The sequence below is a fragment of the Psychrobacter sp. TS_SC_6 genome, assembly GCF_056156305.1.
In genome coordinates this window covers 2,507,293-2,524,268 of sequence record NZ_CM149590.1, presented here as the reverse complement: position 1 = coordinate 2,524,268, position 16,976 = coordinate 2,507,293, and the positions used below count along the sequence as shown (strand labels likewise).

Here is a 16,976-nt window from a genome sequence, read left to right as displayed (position 1 = left end):
TCGGTGCAATCATGCAAATAGGATAGTGCTATCCTAAAGGATATTGGCGCAATTAAAAAGCCACTACTCAGTATAAACGACAGTGCATGACGTGCTTAGGACAATGGGCTTATTAAACATGATGATCCCATAACGTTTTGGTCGATAGTTTTTAGAAAATAAGAAGAGTGTCGTTCATGTTATTTTTTTTATCCTCTTACTTATCACAGTAACGTTTTCATCCATATAGCCTTAATAATGCTCATAATCATAAAATCGATGCAAGTAAGCGGTGTGCAGGCAGGCCAAGCGCTTATTGTCTTATTCAATGCCATTTCCAGATTTTAATGGATTTTATCTATGAATAGACGATAAATATTTATCAACAAAAAGTAGGTTTACTGCTTGGATTTCTGGCTAACTCACTGATATAAATGTAAATATTGACCGTCAAGTTACTTTGCGAACTCAAGTAGCATTTTTTTGTATTGAGTAGTTTGTATAAAGTGTGTATGTTAAACAATAAAGGGCTATTTACCACTAAATTGTTGACTCATCAAAATATCTTTGCATCGCCAACCTTGCTTGCCATCACTGTGGTGAGCTTGCACACCGAGTCTTTGTACGTTTATCACATTGTGATAATTATGGGTTTACAGCAGCGCATTATTTATTAGGAGTAAGAAGATTATGGAAAATCAAGGTAACCAGATTCGTCGTAATGACAAAGTATGGGTCAAAACGTATGAGAAGCTTGGCATTCAATATGATATCGATATGCCACCAGCCAATACGTCTTTAATCGATATATTTGAACGGAATTTTGTTAAATATGCTGGTAAAACAGCGTTTGTGTGTATGGATGTTAAGCTTTCCTACGAAGATTTAGATCGCTATAGTAAACAAATTGCTGCCTACTTACAGTCACTTGGACTGAAAAAAGGCGATAAAGTTGGTGTTATGATGCCAAATATTTTGCAGCTACCGGTTGCAGTATTGGGTGTGCTGCGTGCTGGTATGACCTTGGTCAACGTCAATCCGCTTTATAGCTCAAAAGAGCTTGAGCATCAGCTAACAGATTCTGATACCAAAGCATTATTTATTTTAGAGAACTTTGCCAAAACGTATGAAGAGATTGGCAAAGACTTGGTTGACCATGTCGTCGTAACCTCGATGGGCGACTTGATGAGTCCGTTGAAAGGCTTTATTGTCAATATGGTCGTGCGCCATGTGAAAAAACTGGTACCTGATTATAACCTTAAAAGCAGCACCAACTTTAAAACGGCACTGAATCGCTTTCCGACGGAAAATTATAAACGTCCAGATAATATCTGCCTTGATGATATAGCCGTTTTGCAATATACCGGTGGTACCACAGGTGTGGCCAAAGGCGCGATGCTTACCCATGGCAACTTAGTCGCCAATCTGATTCAGTGTGATACCTATCTTGGTGATGCTTTCGATAAATTTGACGGTATGGCTGAGCAGCCTGTTATCATGACGGCGTTGCCGATGTATCATATCTTCTCATTTACTGTTTGTGGCATGTTCGGCTTATATCGCGGCTGTATCGGTCTACTGGTGCCAAATCCACGTGATGGTGCAAGCTTAATCAAAGCTTATAAAGATTACCCACCTGCGTTTTTCCCAGCAGTTAATACCCTATTCAATGCGTTAGCGAACAGTGAGGTATTTAAAGCCTTAGATCATAGCAAGCTTGAGATGTCTATGGGCGGCGGCATGGCAGTTCTAAAGGATACTGCTGAGAAATGGCAAAAAATTACTGGTAACGTGATTGTACAAGGTTATGGTCTGTCAGAGACTTCTCCGGTTGCGTCTGCAAACCCACAAGGTAATGGCGAATTCTCAGGCAATATCGGTCTGCCAATGCCAGCGACTGAGATGGCTATCTTGGATGAAGAAGGCAATGAAGTAGCCCTTGGTGAGCGCGGTGAGATTTGTGTTCGTGGTCCGCAAGTGATGAAAGGCTACTGGAAACGTGATGATGCTACGGCTGAAGTCATGACGTCTGATGGTTATTTCCGTACGGGTGATATCGGTGTGATGGACGAAGAAGGCTATTTTAAAATTGTTGATCGTAAGAAAAACATGATTTTGGTATCAGGCTTTAACGTCTATCCAAACGAAGTAGAAGATGTGATGTCAGCACATCCAAAGATTTTGGAATGTGGTGTCATCGGTGTCGAAGACGAAAAGAGTGGCGAAGTTCCGAAGATTTATGTGGTACGTAGTGATGACAGCTTGACGAAAGAAGAGGTGCTTGCCTATAGCAAAGAAAACCTAACCGGCTATAAGCGTCTGCGTTATGTTGAGTTCATCGATGAGTTGCCAAAATCGAACGTCGGTAAGATTCTGCATAAAGATCTGCGTTTACTTGAAGAAAAGAACCACGGTTAGAGTATTTACCATCAAGTTAAAAGCGCTTTTTATCTGCTTTCATCTTTATCTATTAGTAAGAAGCAGGGGCGAAAACCGCTTAATAGCTGATGTGGCAGTTAGTAAAAACAGCCAGTAAAAATAGCTATGATACATTGATTGAAAAGATGGTTATCAATAATGATAAGGTCACTTATATAGGGCCTTATCATTTTTTTTGTTTTCCTATTATGATTTGGTGGTATTCATAGAGAATTCTCCATAAAGCTGATATAGTCCGTATCGATATTTTTTGCACTTAACGATAAAAGTGTAGATTTTTTAGCCCAGAGCTTTCACAGAGTGAGCACTATAAAGCACTATAAAGCACTATAAAGCACTATAAAGCACTGTAGCCGTGTTAGCTTTAACGGTTTCATAGTAAATAATAGAGTGGAGTGTGAAGGTGATAATGTTGATTTAAGAGATTTGTGAATGACAGGATCTGTTTGCTTGTGAGTGAAAAGACTTCTTATTCACAAGTTTTTGATTTTGCAAATGAGTGACTAACGACCACGGTGATTTAATTAGACATATTCTATATTTTAACGGCCACATTTAAGGAAAATTATGACTGATAATATCAATAAAGAGATGACAGACCATAAAGCTGCGAATAATATTCAGTCAAAGGCTGAAACTAACACGTTTCCTACTATGCCGACGATAGCGAGTGACAGTCCATGGTTAAGTGCTTATGAGCGCTATGGCATTAATGCTACCATTGAGATGCCAGATGACAGTACCTCTTTACTTGATGTGTTCGAGCGTAATTTCAGCCGTTATGGACAGAAAACTGCCTATATCTGCATGGGTGCTTCTATTAGCTTTAAGCAATTGGATTTATACAGTCGTCAAATTGCCAGCTATTTACAGTCATTAGGGCTCGTAAAGGGTGATAAAGTCGGTGTCATGATGCCCAATATCTTGCAGTATCCTGTGGTGGCTTTGGGTATCATTCGCGCAGGTATGGTGCTGGTCAATGTCAATCCATTGTATACCAGCCGCGAGTTATCGCATCAGCTGCATGACAGTGGCACCAAAGCATTATTCATCGTCGAAAACTTTGCAAAAACTTATCAAGATGCGCAAGATAAGGGTCAAGTGAAGCATGTCATCGTCTGTAAAATTGGCGATATGTTAGGTACGATCAAAGGACCTGTGGTCAATCTGGTCGCCCGCCATGTCAAAAAAATGATTCCCGCATATCGTTTGCCAGAGAGCACGAGCTTTAAGCAGGCATTAAATGCCGTATCAGCTAGCAAATATCAGCGTCCTGATTTGAACTTAAGCGATGTGGCATTATTGCAATATACCGGTGGTACGACTGGGGTAGCTAAGGGTGCGATGCTGTCTCATGGTAACTTAATCGCCAATATGTTACAGATTAGCGCGCTCATGGACAGCGCTTTTGAAGAGGATATAGACGCTACTGATGTGCTTTTGACCGCGCTACCGCTATACCATGTGTTCTCGTTTATGGTTTGCGGAATGTATAGTATGTACCAAGGTTGTGCTGGTTTGCTGATTCCAAATCCGCGTGATCTTGATGGTTTGATTAAAGAGATGGGCAAATATAAACCGGCCTTTATTCCTGCAGTAAATACTTTGTTTAATGGCTTGGTACATAAAGAAAGTTTTGCAGATTTGGATTTCTCTAGTTTAAAAGCCTCTATCGGTGGCGGGATGTCAGTACTACCAAGCGTGGCAAAAGAGTGGCATAAAATCACTGGTTTGCCTATCGTTGAAGGTTATGGCTTGTCTGAAACCTCACCAGTGGTTGCCTTTAACCCAATGACCATTGCTGAATTTACTGGGAAGATTGGTATCCCTGCCCCTAGTACCGATGTCATTTTGATTGACGATAATGAAAACATGGTGGCTATCGGTGAGCGCGGTGAAATCTGTGTCAAAGGTCCACAAGTCATGATTGGCTATCAAAACCGCCCTGAAGAAACGGCTGAAAGCTTTACTGCCAGTGGTCATCTTAAAACAGGTGATATCGGCATTATGGACGAAAAAGGCTTTATCAAAATTGTTGACCGCAAAAAAGACATGATTTTGGTCTCTGGTTTTAATGTCTATCCAAATGAAATCGAAGAAGCCATGAGCGAGCATCCAGGGATAGTAGAGTGCGGTGCGATCGGGATTCCAAATGATGATCGTGGCGAAGACCCAAAGCTATATGTGGTCAAAAAAGGTAATGTGACCGAGCAAGAGCTGCTTGATTTTGGCAAAAAACAACTGACCGGCTATAAGCGTCCACGTCATATTCAATTCGTTGACGAATTACCAAAATCAAACGTGGGCAAAATCCTGCGTAAAGAATTGCGTAAGATGGAAGGTTTAGAATAACTTTTACAGCTATTTTTAATCAAGACAGCGGTGCGATAGCTTGTGTGAATCTTGCTATTGCGCCGTTGTCACGTTAGGATAACCTAACATTTAGCCCTGTTAGAGCATTCAGCTGTCATTTATTTTAATATATAAATTTGCTGGAAATACTGATTGGCTAATCAGATAACGATAAACCTTTTATTTTATAACACTGCTTTTACAGCTTCATACTAGGGAATTTTATGCGTATTGACAACCGTGAGCTTAATCAACTTCGCTCAATCAGCTTTGAGCGCCATTACACTAAGCATGCTGAAGGGTCAGTATTGGTCAGCTTTGGCGACACCAAAGTACTGTGTACCGCAAGTGTAGAGTCTGGCGTACCACGCTGGCTCAAAGGTAAAGGGAAAGGCTGGATCACGGCTGAATATGGTATGTTGCCACGCGCGACCAATACTCGTAATCAACGTGAAGCGGCTCGCGGTAAGCAATCAGGTCGTACTCAAGAAATTCAGCGTTTAATCGGTCGTAGTTTACGTGCCATGATCGATTTAAGTAAGCTTGGTGAAAATACTATTTACCTAGATTGTGATGTCTTGCAAGCAGATGGTGGTACTCGTACTGCTAGTGTGACCGGTGCCGCGATTGCCCTTATCGATGCCTTAGAGAGTATTCAAAAAACTAAGAAACTAAAAGCGGATCCATTGATTGGTTTGGTTGCTGCCGTTTCTGTCGGTATGAAAGATGGTAAAGCGTACTTAGATTTAAACTACGAAGAAGATGCCAGCTGTGATACTGATCTAAATGTGGTTATGACCCAAAAAGGCGAGTTCATTGAGCTACAAGGGACGGCGGAAGAAAAGCCATTTACTCGTGCTCAAGCTGATGACATGCTTATTCTAGCCGAAAAAGGTATCGCTGAGCTGATTGCTATGCAAAAAACTGCCTTAGGTTGGTAGTCATATAAGACCGCAATATGGCTTACTATTCATATTTTTATAATACTTTCACTGCTTTTCTATAGGTAAACGTGCATGCTTAAGCTGACTGATGACGGCGCCAAAATCACCTTACAAGGACAGCCCCAAGCATTAGATAATGGGTTGTTTTGGTTTGGTGCGGCGTTATTGGTAGGCGCAGTATGCGTCGCGCTGGCGATAAGTTTGTTGCCGGTACGCTGGTCAATTGGTGCGCTTGCACTGCTGATTATTGGTAGTTTCTTTTTTAATCGGCAGCGTCAACAGCATAAAAAAGTGACAGCGGGTAATATCAGTAGCGGCATCTTATGGGTGCGAGCTGGTGAACTGGTACATGACAGTCAAGGCAAGCGTACGCCTATCCAGCTCACTGACAGCGATAGGATAAGTCTTGTGGGCGAGCAATTAGAGATTATTGATGGCAATTCTAAATGTAAATATTATATTAGCGGCTTTGATAATCTCCAAGAAGCCACTGCTACCAAAGCCATTCTACAAGGTCAAACATTGACCAAACGTCATGTCACTATCAAAATGAGCAGCGATTAATGCCTTTATTATTAAAGGCTTTTTTATGTTAAAGTTTTTTAACCCGCTCATCTTGCCTCGTTTGTGCACCGCTTATTCTTATATTTATACCTTTTATCGTTTACTTAAGCGTGATAAGGCTTGCAGAATCCTGTCCGAATGGTTTATAAGTAAGATTGAAAAATCTCATCATACTTATAATGAATACGGTTATCACTACTATGGTTATTGATACTATATTGACAAGGAGCTAGTCATGTCGCGTTTGCCCATTTGGTCAATCACAACGTCATGCAGTGCATTATTAATTACTTTGGGTGTCGTCGGTCAAGTTCACGCCGATAGTATGAGCAGCTTAATTGCTCAAAAATCTTTTTTAACTGATTATAGCGCCCGTTATACACCATCGTACCCCGCTGTCCCTGCTGCTAAAATCAGTACACGATCCACTATCCAACGTGCTGGTACTTCTAGTAGTTATCGTTCGAATACCAGTAATACACAACCAAGTTATTCTAATAGCAGCTATGCTAATAAAACTTACTCTAACCAAAATGCTTATGTTAGCAATAACCAAACTAAGTATCGTTACCCTGAAGTACAACGCCAAACATCATCAGTTCTGCCCGCATTTTTATCAGGCAACTATGACAATGTTGATAGCGAGTATCTACCGTTACTCAGTAATGCCGAAACGCAAAGTAGTCTGGCTGCCCGAGAAGTAATTAGCACTGCCCGTAAAATGGCGTTGAACGAACGTACGATTATTCAAGGCGGCTGCTGGGATTATCTGAATGCAGTGTTCAAACGAGCAGGGGTGATGCGCGATACCATCCATAAAGGTACTTATGGTCAAGGTCCTTATGCCAATAGTGATGAAATCAAAGTTGGTGACTGGCTCTACTATATCAATCATGGTTATAACGGTGTCGAGCACAGCGGATTGTTTGTCGGCTGGGTTGATGAGCAAGCAAAGCAAGCGCTGATATTAAGCTATGCTGGTGAGAGCCGCCGCGAGCCTGCACGCTATCGTGTTTATGATTTGAGCAATGTCTATCAAATTATGCGCCCGAACGTTTAATATAGACCTTCTTAATATAGTTTATTCAAACATAAAAAAGCGTCCCTCACTTCATCAAGTGAGGGACGCTTTTTTTGTTAAGTATGGCCTATACTAGAGTCAATTTTAGAACGGTTTAACCACCACTAGAATCACAATAATGACTAAAGCAAATACGGGTACTTCATTAAACCAGCGCCAAAATACATGCGATTTATATTGCGGGTTATCGACCAGCTTTTTACGATAAAAACCACAGGCACCATGATAAGCGGACAATAGAATAACTAGAAAGATCTTTATGTGTAGCCAGCCTTGGGTTTTATAGACATCCCAACCCAAAAACACCATCCATAACCCAAAAGCCCAAGTCGCTATCATAGCTGGCGTCATGATGCCGCGATATAGCTTGCGCTCCATGATAGTAAAGCGCTCTTGACTGATCTTGTCATCGCTCATTGCATGATAGACAAATAGGCGCGGCAAGTAGAAAATCGCTGCAAACCAGCACACCACGGATATAATGTGTGCCGCTTTAATCCAATTAAAATAATCTGCCATGCTGAAGTCTCTTTGGTTATTTTAAGCAATGATAAACGCGGGCAAGCTTAGCGCAGATTATCTGATAATGGTAGCGTTATGCCAAAACTACTCAGCCAAAACTACTTGTGATTGATGACCGCTCATAGCATCCATGACGGGCACTTGCTTTGGTGCACGAGGGGCGGCAAATTGTTTGGTCAAACCAAGCTCGCGCATAAGTCTATCATCGCCTGATTGACTGGCATTGCCCGTGGTCAGCAGTTTGTCACCATAAAAGAATGAGTTGGCACCCGCCATAAATGCCAATGCTTGCTCAGCGTCAGATAAGCTTTCGCGTCCAGCAGATAAACGTACATAGCTACTTGGACAGCAAATACGTGTCACAGCAATGGTACGAATCCACTCAAGCACTGACAATTGACCTTCTGCCAAGACCTTATCACCGATTGGCGTGCCCTGAATTGGAACCAATAAGTTGACTGGAATAGACTCTGGTGCTTTGGGCATTTTTAGTAGTTCGTGCACCCAATCGATGCGGTCATCACGGCTTTCACCCATACCGACGATATTGCCGCTACAGACATTGATACCTGAGTTGCGTACGTTTGTAATGGTATCTAGACGCTCATCGTAGCTGCGCGTACTGACTACTTGCTCGTAGTAACTTCTTGAAGTATCTAAATTATGATTGTAGTAATCCAGTCCTGCCTCTGCCAGTTGCGTTGCTTGCTCCGTATCTAGCATACCCAAAGTCATGCAGGTTTCAAGCCCTAAGGCTTTGACTTCTTTGACCAGCTCAACCACATAAGGCATGTCTTTGGCACTAGGGTGCTTCCATGCTGCGCCCATACAAAAGCGTGACGAGCCAGTGGCTTTGGCACGTTTGGCAGCAGCAATGACCTTATCGACCTCAATACGTTTTTCTGCTTGTAACTTGGTAGTATCGCGGTGGTGACCGGATTGTGAGCAGTAGCCGCAATCTTCAGGGCAGTTGCCAGTCTTGATAGACAACAAGGTGCTGATTTGTACTTCATTAGCATTGAAGTTTTGACGATGTATGGTTTGAGCTTGCAGTAACAAATCCATCAAAGGCAAATCGAACAATTGAGCAATCTGCTCACGGCTGTATTTTTTTGTGGCATCGGTCGTTAGTGATGCTAAAAAATCGTTGTCATTGCTATTAATGTTGGTATTCGGCTCTGTGATATTGAGCAGTGCTGACATAATATAAATCCTTTTATAGAGGTATTAAGCATGGTCGTAGAAGATAAACAGTAGCTGTCGCTCAGCTGTTTTAATTTTTCGTAGTACGAACTACAATAAAAAAGGTTGCGCTATAGTATAGCGCAACCTTTTTAGAAAATCAGAATCTAGCGAAACAGACATTTAGCTATCGCTTCTGATTATTCGATTATTTACCCAACTTGTGCTTAGCAACGCCGACCCAATGGTTAGTAAGTTTTTGTGCCTTATAAGCATATGGCTTGGCTTTTTGGATATAAGGTTTACATTCTTCTGGAATGGCTGGCACGATATGCTGAGCAAGTTTGTTGAACCACATCATTAGGCTGTAGTCGCCTTCGATGCTTAAGTTGCCTTCTTGTACGGCAGTCATAAAGGCGGGAAGGCTGCCTTTAGTTAAAAGCTTAACGCCTGTCATAGAGTCTTTAAAATTGATAGTCAGGTCAGCTTCTTTAGCATGACCACTATGTTGGCTAAAATCACCATTATCAAAGCTATAATAACGTGCCACATCGGCGTCAGTGCTAGCAAGCTCAATGATAACCTTACGATCTGCAAGTATGGCTTTAACATCTTCATTATCGCTATCAGCGAGCATAGACAAACGATAACCAATCACAGCTAATAAAACATCTAATGGATCAGACTTAATATCCAGAACAGGCACAGTAAACATAGACAAACTCCTAAAGGATGAGACGCAAATAATGCGTACTTTATAACAATTTTTGTGACAAATATATAAGTAGATTATAAACGATTGCTAGGTGTCATTTCTTTAGGAGTTACGTAGAGAGCCTTGAGTATCTTGTAACATTCGATGACAGCAATATGATAGCGCAGGGCTCAATGAAAGCGTGGCTGATAGTCGTCGTCATAGACGGGTGTATGCTCTATATAACGCGCTGCTTGTAGCTCACGCTCTTGTATCATACCGCGACTGACATCCTCATAACGTAACGCTCGATATAAGACCCATGCGCCCAAAGGCAGCCAACTGATACCCATAGCAATTACATAATTGTGCCATTCTGACCATAAGAACCAATGTGTCACTAAACTATGAATCATTTCTACGGCTAACCAATATCCCATGCCGCCAAACAAATACCAAAGCAACCAGCGCTGTGATGACACAGCAATGGCAACAACTGCGATTAAAAATAAACCATAGCCCAATATGGCACTTGTACTCAACGCCTCGCTACCAAATGTAGAAAATATTGTTAATAACATTGTTCATCTCGCTCTTCATAAGGTGAATTCCAACAAGGCTATTATGGAAGTTTGTAGCCCAAAGCTAAAGCCTCTGAAGGCGACTTTGCGACAACAGCTGACGTTTGATTTTTTAAAAGTATTTAGCAAAATAAATGGTAAATCTCACAGTTTTAGAGAACAAAAAAACGCCTTAATCTGGGCGCTTTTTTTTGATGGTAAGATTTAATATAGTGAGTTCAATATAGAAGAGTTATGTTAAGAATAGCATTATGCTGGTATAAATTTCTCTCGCTTGCTGTGCGCTTTGCACTCCAGAGGCTTCGCAAAATTTATCCCAGCAGTACTGTATTCTTTTTAAATTGAATCGACTATAGCAAGAGTAGACAATACTAAGGGCGAGGGCTACGGCGACCCCAAAGCGATAAGGCAGTCACTAGAATGGCACCTAATAGCATCAAGCTCAAGGTCGTTAACCACTCTGCGCCAGTAGGGTAATGCCATGGCATGACGTTATGTATGGCTTCACTATTTAATGTCCCTAGGGCATCTGTTTTCCAAGGCCAGACTTTGACTAACGAGCCTGCGATAAAGCCGATAAGTAGCGCTAAAGTAGCTTGATAATAACGGGACAATAACCATTTGAGCATACGGGTAAAGAGCAATAATCCCGTTGCCATCCCAGCCACCAATGTAAAGATAATAGCAAAGTTTAAAGTATGAACCGCTTCGAGCACCGTATCATAAGCACCCATCAACAATAAAATAAAAGATCCTGAGATGCCTGGTAATATCATCGCGCAAATAGCGATAGCACCGGCAACAAACAAATACGGCAAACTTGGCGTCGTGTTCATCAGAGGCAAGCTGCTAATGATAACGGCGCTGGCTACTCCAAGCAGGAACAAAAGCGCCCGTCCGATATTCCAGCGCTTAATCTCACTTAATAACAGAAAAACAGTTGCAATGACCAAACCAAAAAAGAAAGACCAAATCATTAAAGGCTGATTGTCTAATAAATGCTTAATAACACCGGCAAGCGTTGCAAGGCTGGTGGCAATACCCATCAACAAAAACAATAAAAAAGTGGCATCGACTTGTCGCCATACTGCAATTAAGCCTTTGATACCACCCTCTTGGCGAAAGACCTGCCAAAGATTGGGACCCATACTGCTCAAAGCGTTAATTAAGCGCTCATAAATACCTGCAATCAATGCAATCGTACCACCAGAGACGCCCGGTACAATGTCAGCAGCGCCCATTGCCAACCCTCGCACATAGACACCCAGTAATTCCTTGGGGCTATTTTTATAAATCGGGCTGCTTTCGTCAGCCGCAGGTTGGTTATCTAACTGGGTGGAAGATGACTGGGCATCTGGCCGTGGTGATTGTGATGCCGTCATGGACAATCCTTTTTATTGGACAAGATAAAGTTACTGGATAAGATAAAAGTGTCAATATGAAATGACAATCGTGAATGGCAGTATAGTAGCGCCAAAAAACACTGTAAAGCAGAGAATAAACCACAAAAGCTGGACCAATTAAAATGTATCAGCCCAGCTTTTGGTTTGAGATATTTTATAATTAGCTAAACTTTGCTGCGTTCAACACTGCGTACAAATGCAGGATAGCCTAGAGCATATAGCACACCTTCAAGCCCTGTGACATTCACAGCGGCATCAGCGCGCGCTTGTACGATAGGTTTGGCATTAAAAGCCACGCCCAAATCGGCCAAAGCCATCATCGGTAAGTCATTGGCGCCGTCACCGACACAAACCACTTGAGACATCGTAATACCTAGGCGCTCAGCCGTATGAGCGACGATAGCCGCTTTTTTGGCACCATTAATGATAGGCAACTGTATATGACCAGTGACTTCACCTTCTTCGATATCCAATGGATTGGCATGCACTTCATCAATACCTAATTGCTCGGCGATATAGCGAGCGAAGTACGTAAAGCCACCGGATACAAGCACCGTATGATAGCCCAAAGCTTTTAGAGCGTTAATGGTAGCCAAGGCACCTGTTGATAATGTTAAGCGATTGCAAATTTCATCAAGCACGCTGGTTGGAATACCTTGCAATAACGCCACGCGCTGTGCAAAAGATTCATCAAAATCCATCTCGCCCCGCATGGCGGCTTCAGTGATGGCTTCTACTTGCTCGCCAATACCTGCCGTTTTTGCCAGTTCAACGATGACTTCTTGTTCAATCAACGTAGAGTCCATATCAAAACAGGCAAGCTTATGAGTGCGCAGCATATGACCGACCGATAAGATATGACAATCGACGACATCCAAATGATCGCTTATGACGGCGTTTTGAGCGTTGTTATAAGCTTCAGTCAAGTCGCGACGCAAACGCGTGGTCAATTGGTCATCAATGATATGTGCAGCGGCAGTTTTTTTGGCAGGATGCATCAGAGTATCAGTCACTGGCACCAATAAATAACGGAACACTTGCACATCGATAAATGAGCGTTTGGCAAAAGGTTGCGCTGTGTCTACATCAGCAATATTAACATCTACAAAATTGGCATCAGCATCTTCTGCAACCGTGACCAGATGCCAATTGGGCTGCTCATCAACCCATGATTGCACATATTGGTGGATATCAAGTGAAGATACATGCGTCGGCAATACCACAATCAAGGCAAAAATAGGCAAGGATTGTAGTACATCAAAATCCTGTAAATTGGTCCCCTCTGGTAATAACGAGGCCACGGAATCAACCGCCTGTTGCCATGCTTTGCTGTCTTTTGGTAACGAGTAAGAGGTATTGTTTGGCATCGCTCAATTGTCCCTTGTATGCTGATATAAGATTAGGAATAATAACAGCTTTAGGGGGCAGCGACTATAGATGAGACGCAAAGCAACAGCAGCAAATAAAACGGCGACTGTTGCAAAAAAAATCTCAGTAGGATTGAAATGACTCATTACAAAAAAATTATGATACTCGCTAACGCCATAACTCTTACTATGGTGATATAGTAGATGTCAATGTGTGGGTAAGTGAGTCGTAAATGCTGCTCAAATGCTTGCGCCACACATAATTGAACAACATAACTACTGTACGATGGCAGCGTTAAATAATCAGTCTTATAAAAAAGATTATTTAGACAATGCGGTATTGAATTGAACAAATATAGCTGCATATTCTTACAAAAATGAGCGAATGAGCAATAGCCTCGTTTTTTAACTCCATTTATCCAAAAAAGTTTCCCATATCATGACCTATTTAGCGCCGCGGCAAGGGTTGTTTGCCATCATTCTTCTGGTTAGTTTTTGTTTGCAAACCCTATTATTGGTCATCAGTACCGATCAACAGCTGAGCAACAGTCGTGCGCAAAAAGGCGAGCAAATGGTCGCTCAGCTCATTGACGAAGCGCGCCTGTCTTTAGAAAATAAAGACCGCGTCAGCTTAAGCGTTATTGCCAATCGCTATACCAGCGAACAAGACGTAACCCGTATTCTGATAAAAGACAATAATGGCGATATCTTGGTGCCTGTCGGCAATGCTCCGATGCAGCAAGGTGATACCGTTAGCCAAATTGCCACCAAAGGCGATGCGGTCATCGGTAGTGTGGCATTGACTCTAAAGGATATTAGCAAGGGTGAAATCATCGCCATGCAATGGCCATTTGTGATTGGTTCGATGGTGCTGCATTTATTACTGTGGCTGATTTACAGCTATATCGCTCGTCCAACCAGAGAGCAAATCAACGCCATTAGCCGCGATGTTCAAGACTTGCATCGTGAGCAATATACGCAGCTCGACCAGCGCAGTTATGCTCGTGAGCGGGAACGTCGTCAATCAATGTCTGATAGTGATAGTAGTGAGACAGGTACTAGCCAAAGTGATCGTTTAGTAAATGATGCTCAAGCAGCTGCCCGTACAGCGTATAACCAGCAACCTAATACGCGTAAATTAGATATTCATAGTGCTGTCAATCAGTATGTCAGAACCCAGCAGAATCAAGATTCGACACTCAATGATAATGCTAACGGTACAACTGCGGATGCTGCCAGTAATATGACAGACAGTGATGTCAATGATCATACTGCTTATAAAGCAAAAGACAGTAGCCAGCATGCTAACAATCATCTCTCTCGATTGTCTGCCACCAGAGCATTTGATAGTATCAGCGTCCAGATTGTTTTTCATGATGAGTTTAATATGCTTGAGCGCTTGGCACCGTCTCAACGTCTGCCGTATTTGGCACTCTGTACGCAGCTACTAAACCAAGCGGTGACTGAGTTACTGAAACAGCCATTGTTGCTGGGCGTGAGCGCACTCAATGAACCACACTTTGATGAAAGTGGTGCTTATGTGATGCTTAAAGCAGAGAATAGCCATGCAAAAGTTGCATTGGCAGGCGTGATGCTAGCCAAGCTATATTTGATGCTGAATAAAATTATCCATGATAAACATATTGAGCTGTCACGATTTGCGCTGCCAGCCAAAGCTGGTGTGAGTGACAATGCCCAAGTGGATGCCATGACGCATCTACTAGATAGCGTCGGCAAAAAAGAGCAGATGCTGATTTTATTGCCGAATGGTGGTCTCAAACAAATCAGTCATCATGTACAAGTACAAAGCGTCATGCGTCCAACGACGGTTTATGAGCGTGAGTGTGCAATATTCGATGGTGGCAATGATGCGATGATTCAGCGTTTGGCCGATGTGCGTAATGCGGTACTGATGATTGATGACTCAGAAGAGTAGGAGTAGATAATCTATTTAACTTGTAGCAACTCCCTACAATTGCCTGCGCGATAATGACTAATAGTGTCTTGTTGTTGACTTGTAAATGCGTCATAGTAATAAAAAGCATTGACAAGGCTTAATAGAGACTTTATAAGGCATATATATATTGATAAATTTTCAGTAATTTTGCCAAAAAAGATAGGAGTTGGTCATGAGTGATGCTGATATCGATGACGATTTTGATGATGATTTCGTTGATGATGATGATGCAAAGATGGTTGAAGAAGCAGAGACGAGTGTACGTACACGCTTAAGTAGCCTTGAGAAGCGTCGTCTAATTGATAATCTACTAGAAGAAAAGCGTTTGGCTAAAGAGCTAAAAGATGATCTAGACGATATCGATAATTTCGATGAAGATGGCGATGATTGGGATGATGACGAACTTTAATTGTCATCGCTATAATAAGGTTATCACGCAAATATTTTGCGAATAATTTTTAATTGTTGATTTGCACTCTTATGGCTATTAGCTAACCATCGTTAACTAATTATAATAAGTGCGCTATGTTAAGCTGGTTGGGTTCTGATTTTAATAGTATCAATAGTGAATAGCACCTATTTAACCAGCTTTACTTTAGCAATGAGTGAGTTAAAAAATCTTTGGGTAGATTGACTTATTCCAGATAATCGTCATCTTTATACCTCTCGTTATTTTATATAACCCTTATTTATTGCGCATGACGCAATCCATCTTTTAAGGACAATGACAACATGACCAACCAACTTAGTTTCGATGAACTACTCGATTATTTAGACAACGAAGAAAGCGCATTTGTACTTGATAGTGTTGCCACTCATGGTTTTTTGACTGCGACGGTTATTGGGCGTCCATTACCTAATTGGCTAGAAGCACTGTTTGAAGATAATGTGAGCGAGATTCCAGCAAACGTGATTGATGGCATTCAGCGCTGGCGCGAGTCGATCATCGCTGAGCTAAAAAACGAGACGCCTATTGAGCTACCATTTGGTGAAGATGCGGGCAATGAAGAAGTGGCGGTCGATTTTTCTGATGATTCAGATATCGTTGCTTGGTCGATTGGCTTTGTGGATGCTATGTATGGTGATGAAGCCAGTGATTGGATGGAAAACGAAGAGACTGCAGAAGATGTGGCCGTTTTGACCTTGCCGATGATTGTGCTGAGTGGTATCGATGATGAAGACCCTGAGCTTGCTGAGATGCGTCGTGACCAAGATAAAATGGTACAAATGGTAAACAGCATCGAAGGCAACTTAACTGAGCTGTTTTTGTTGTTCCATACTAACGACTAAAGACTTTGCTCAATATAAATTGTTTGAGCAATGTGCGTTTTAAAGTATCGCGCTTTTATCTTGAACGGGCGATACGTTTTTATCATTCTGTAAGTCACTAATTCTGTAGTTTATCAATAAGGCTGTACTATGACTGTCCAACTCTCCAATCTTGAGCACTTGCCCAACTATCAGATTACTGAGCGCTTGGATGTGGTATACGGCAGTACTGTGCGCTCAAAGCATGTTGGTAAAGATTTATTTGCGGGTCTAAAAAATATTGTAGGCGGTGAGCTCACTGCCTATACGGAGCTGTTAGAAGAATCGCGTCAAGAGGCGATTGATCGTATGATCGTCAAAGCTGAAGCGTTGGGCGCTGATGCAGTGGTTGGACTACGTTTCTCGACCTCTAGTATTGCGCAAGGCGCCTCTGAGCTATTTGTTTACGGTACAGCGGTCAAAGCCGTACGGATGCAACAACAGCCTATCTATCAATCAACGAATCAACCGCCGGATCAGTCATCAAATCATCATTCTCAATATGAAGAGCCTGTGGCGTCAGTTGCTCCACCTTCAACAGTAAAGTCACCTGATGATTTACCACGCTTTAATCCTTTTGGTGAATAAGAATACGCTCAGGTA

The 16,976-nt window shown here is 42.1% G+C and carries 15 protein-coding genes; 9 read left to right on the top strand and 6 right to left on the bottom strand.

The annotated features are described in order from the left end of the window. Nucleotides 1–669 precede the first annotated feature (669 nt). From AC0J5Y_RS10735 to AC0J5Y_RS10715, 5 genes are all read left to right on the top strand, one after another. A complete protein-coding gene (locus AC0J5Y_RS10735) occupies nucleotides 670–2,397 on the top strand; it encodes an AMP-binding protein (protein WP_475130670.1) in 1,728 nt (575 codons plus the stop codon). 588 nt (nucleotides 2,398–2,985) lie between these two features. Beyond that, nucleotides 2,986–4,770 (top strand): AMP-binding protein, encoded by a 1,785-nt coding sequence (locus AC0J5Y_RS10730; RefSeq protein WP_475130669.1) that lies wholly within the window; start codon nucleotides 2,986–2,988, stop codon nucleotides 4,768–4,770. 224 nt (nucleotides 4,771–4,994) lie between these two features. Then, nucleotides 4,995–5,711 (top strand): ribonuclease PH, encoded by a 717-nt coding sequence (rph, locus tag AC0J5Y_RS10725; protein ID WP_011514467.1) that lies wholly within the window; start codon nucleotides 4,995–4,997, stop codon nucleotides 5,709–5,711. A 75-nt stretch (nucleotides 5,712–5,786) separates the two neighbouring features. Further along, the gene (locus AC0J5Y_RS10720; RefSeq protein WP_475130668.1) at nucleotides 5,787–6,278 is read left to right on the top strand and encodes a hypothetical protein; all 492 of its coding nucleotides are present in this window, start codon (nucleotides 5,787–5,789) and stop codon (nucleotides 6,276–6,278) included. 235 nt (nucleotides 6,279–6,513) lie between these two features. Then, nucleotides 6,514–7,338, top strand: coding sequence for a hypothetical protein (locus AC0J5Y_RS10715; RefSeq protein WP_475130667.1), 825 nt, complete (start codon nucleotides 6,514–6,516; stop codon nucleotides 7,336–7,338). A 105-nt stretch (nucleotides 7,339–7,443) separates the two neighbouring features. Here AC0J5Y_RS10715 and hemJ read toward each other — a convergent pair whose 3' ends face one another. From hemJ to serB, 6 genes are all read right to left on the bottom strand, one after another. After that, nucleotides 7,444–7,878, bottom strand: coding sequence for a protoporphyrinogen oxidase HemJ (gene hemJ, locus AC0J5Y_RS10710; RefSeq protein ID WP_475130666.1), 435 nt, complete (start codon nucleotides 7,876–7,878; stop codon nucleotides 7,444–7,446). 87 nt (nucleotides 7,879–7,965) lie between these two features. Continuing rightward, a complete protein-coding gene (gene bioB / locus AC0J5Y_RS10705) occupies nucleotides 7,966–9,084 on the bottom strand; it encodes a biotin synthase BioB (RefSeq protein WP_475130665.1) in 1,119 nt (372 codons plus the stop codon). Nucleotides 9,085–9,271: 187 nt separating this feature from the next. Then, nucleotides 9,272–9,778 (bottom strand): hypothetical protein, encoded by a 507-nt coding sequence (locus AC0J5Y_RS10700; RefSeq protein ID WP_475130664.1) that lies wholly within the window; start codon nucleotides 9,776–9,778, stop codon nucleotides 9,272–9,274. Between the two features lie 170 nt (nucleotides 9,779–9,948). Continuing rightward, nucleotides 9,949–10,338: an AciT family ciprofloxacin tolerance protein gene (aciT, locus tag AC0J5Y_RS10695; RefSeq protein ID WP_011514461.1), complete on the bottom strand. Its 390-nt coding sequence runs from the start codon at nucleotides 10,336–10,338 to the stop codon at nucleotides 9,949–9,951. A gap of 371 nt (nucleotides 10,339–10,709) precedes the next feature. After that, the gene (locus tag AC0J5Y_RS10690; protein ID WP_475130663.1) at nucleotides 10,710–11,720 is read right to left on the bottom strand and encodes a DUF368 domain-containing protein; all 1,011 of its coding nucleotides are present in this window, start codon (nucleotides 11,718–11,720) and stop codon (nucleotides 10,710–10,712) included. A gap of 185 nt (nucleotides 11,721–11,905) precedes the next feature. Further along, entirely contained in the window at nucleotides 11,906–13,108 is a 1,203-nt protein-coding gene (gene serB, locus AC0J5Y_RS10685) for a phosphoserine phosphatase SerB (RefSeq protein ID WP_475130662.1), read from the bottom strand. 439 nt (nucleotides 13,109–13,547) lie between these two features. Here serB and AC0J5Y_RS10680 point away from each other — a divergent pair, with 439 nt between their 5' ends. The 4 genes from AC0J5Y_RS10680 (at nucleotide 13,548) to AC0J5Y_RS10665 (ending at nucleotide 16,961) form a co-directional block, all read left to right on the top strand. Then, nucleotides 13,548–15,044 (top strand): hypothetical protein, encoded by a 1,497-nt coding sequence (locus AC0J5Y_RS10680; RefSeq protein WP_475130661.1) that lies wholly within the window; start codon nucleotides 13,548–13,550, stop codon nucleotides 15,042–15,044. 193 nt (nucleotides 15,045–15,237) lie between these two features. After that, a complete protein-coding gene (locus tag AC0J5Y_RS10675) occupies nucleotides 15,238–15,474 on the top strand; it encodes a PA3496 family putative envelope integrity protein (RefSeq protein ID WP_011281113.1) in 237 nt (78 codons plus the stop codon). A gap of 323 nt (nucleotides 15,475–15,797) precedes the next feature. After that, nucleotides 15,798–16,355, top strand: coding sequence for a UPF0149 family protein (locus AC0J5Y_RS10670; protein WP_475130660.1), 558 nt, complete (start codon nucleotides 15,798–15,800; stop codon nucleotides 16,353–16,355). A gap of 129 nt (nucleotides 16,356–16,484) precedes the next feature. Next, nucleotides 16,485–16,961, top strand: coding sequence for a YbjQ family protein (locus AC0J5Y_RS10665; protein ID WP_475130659.1), 477 nt, complete (start codon nucleotides 16,485–16,487; stop codon nucleotides 16,959–16,961). Nucleotides 16,962–16,976 lie beyond the last annotated feature (15 nt).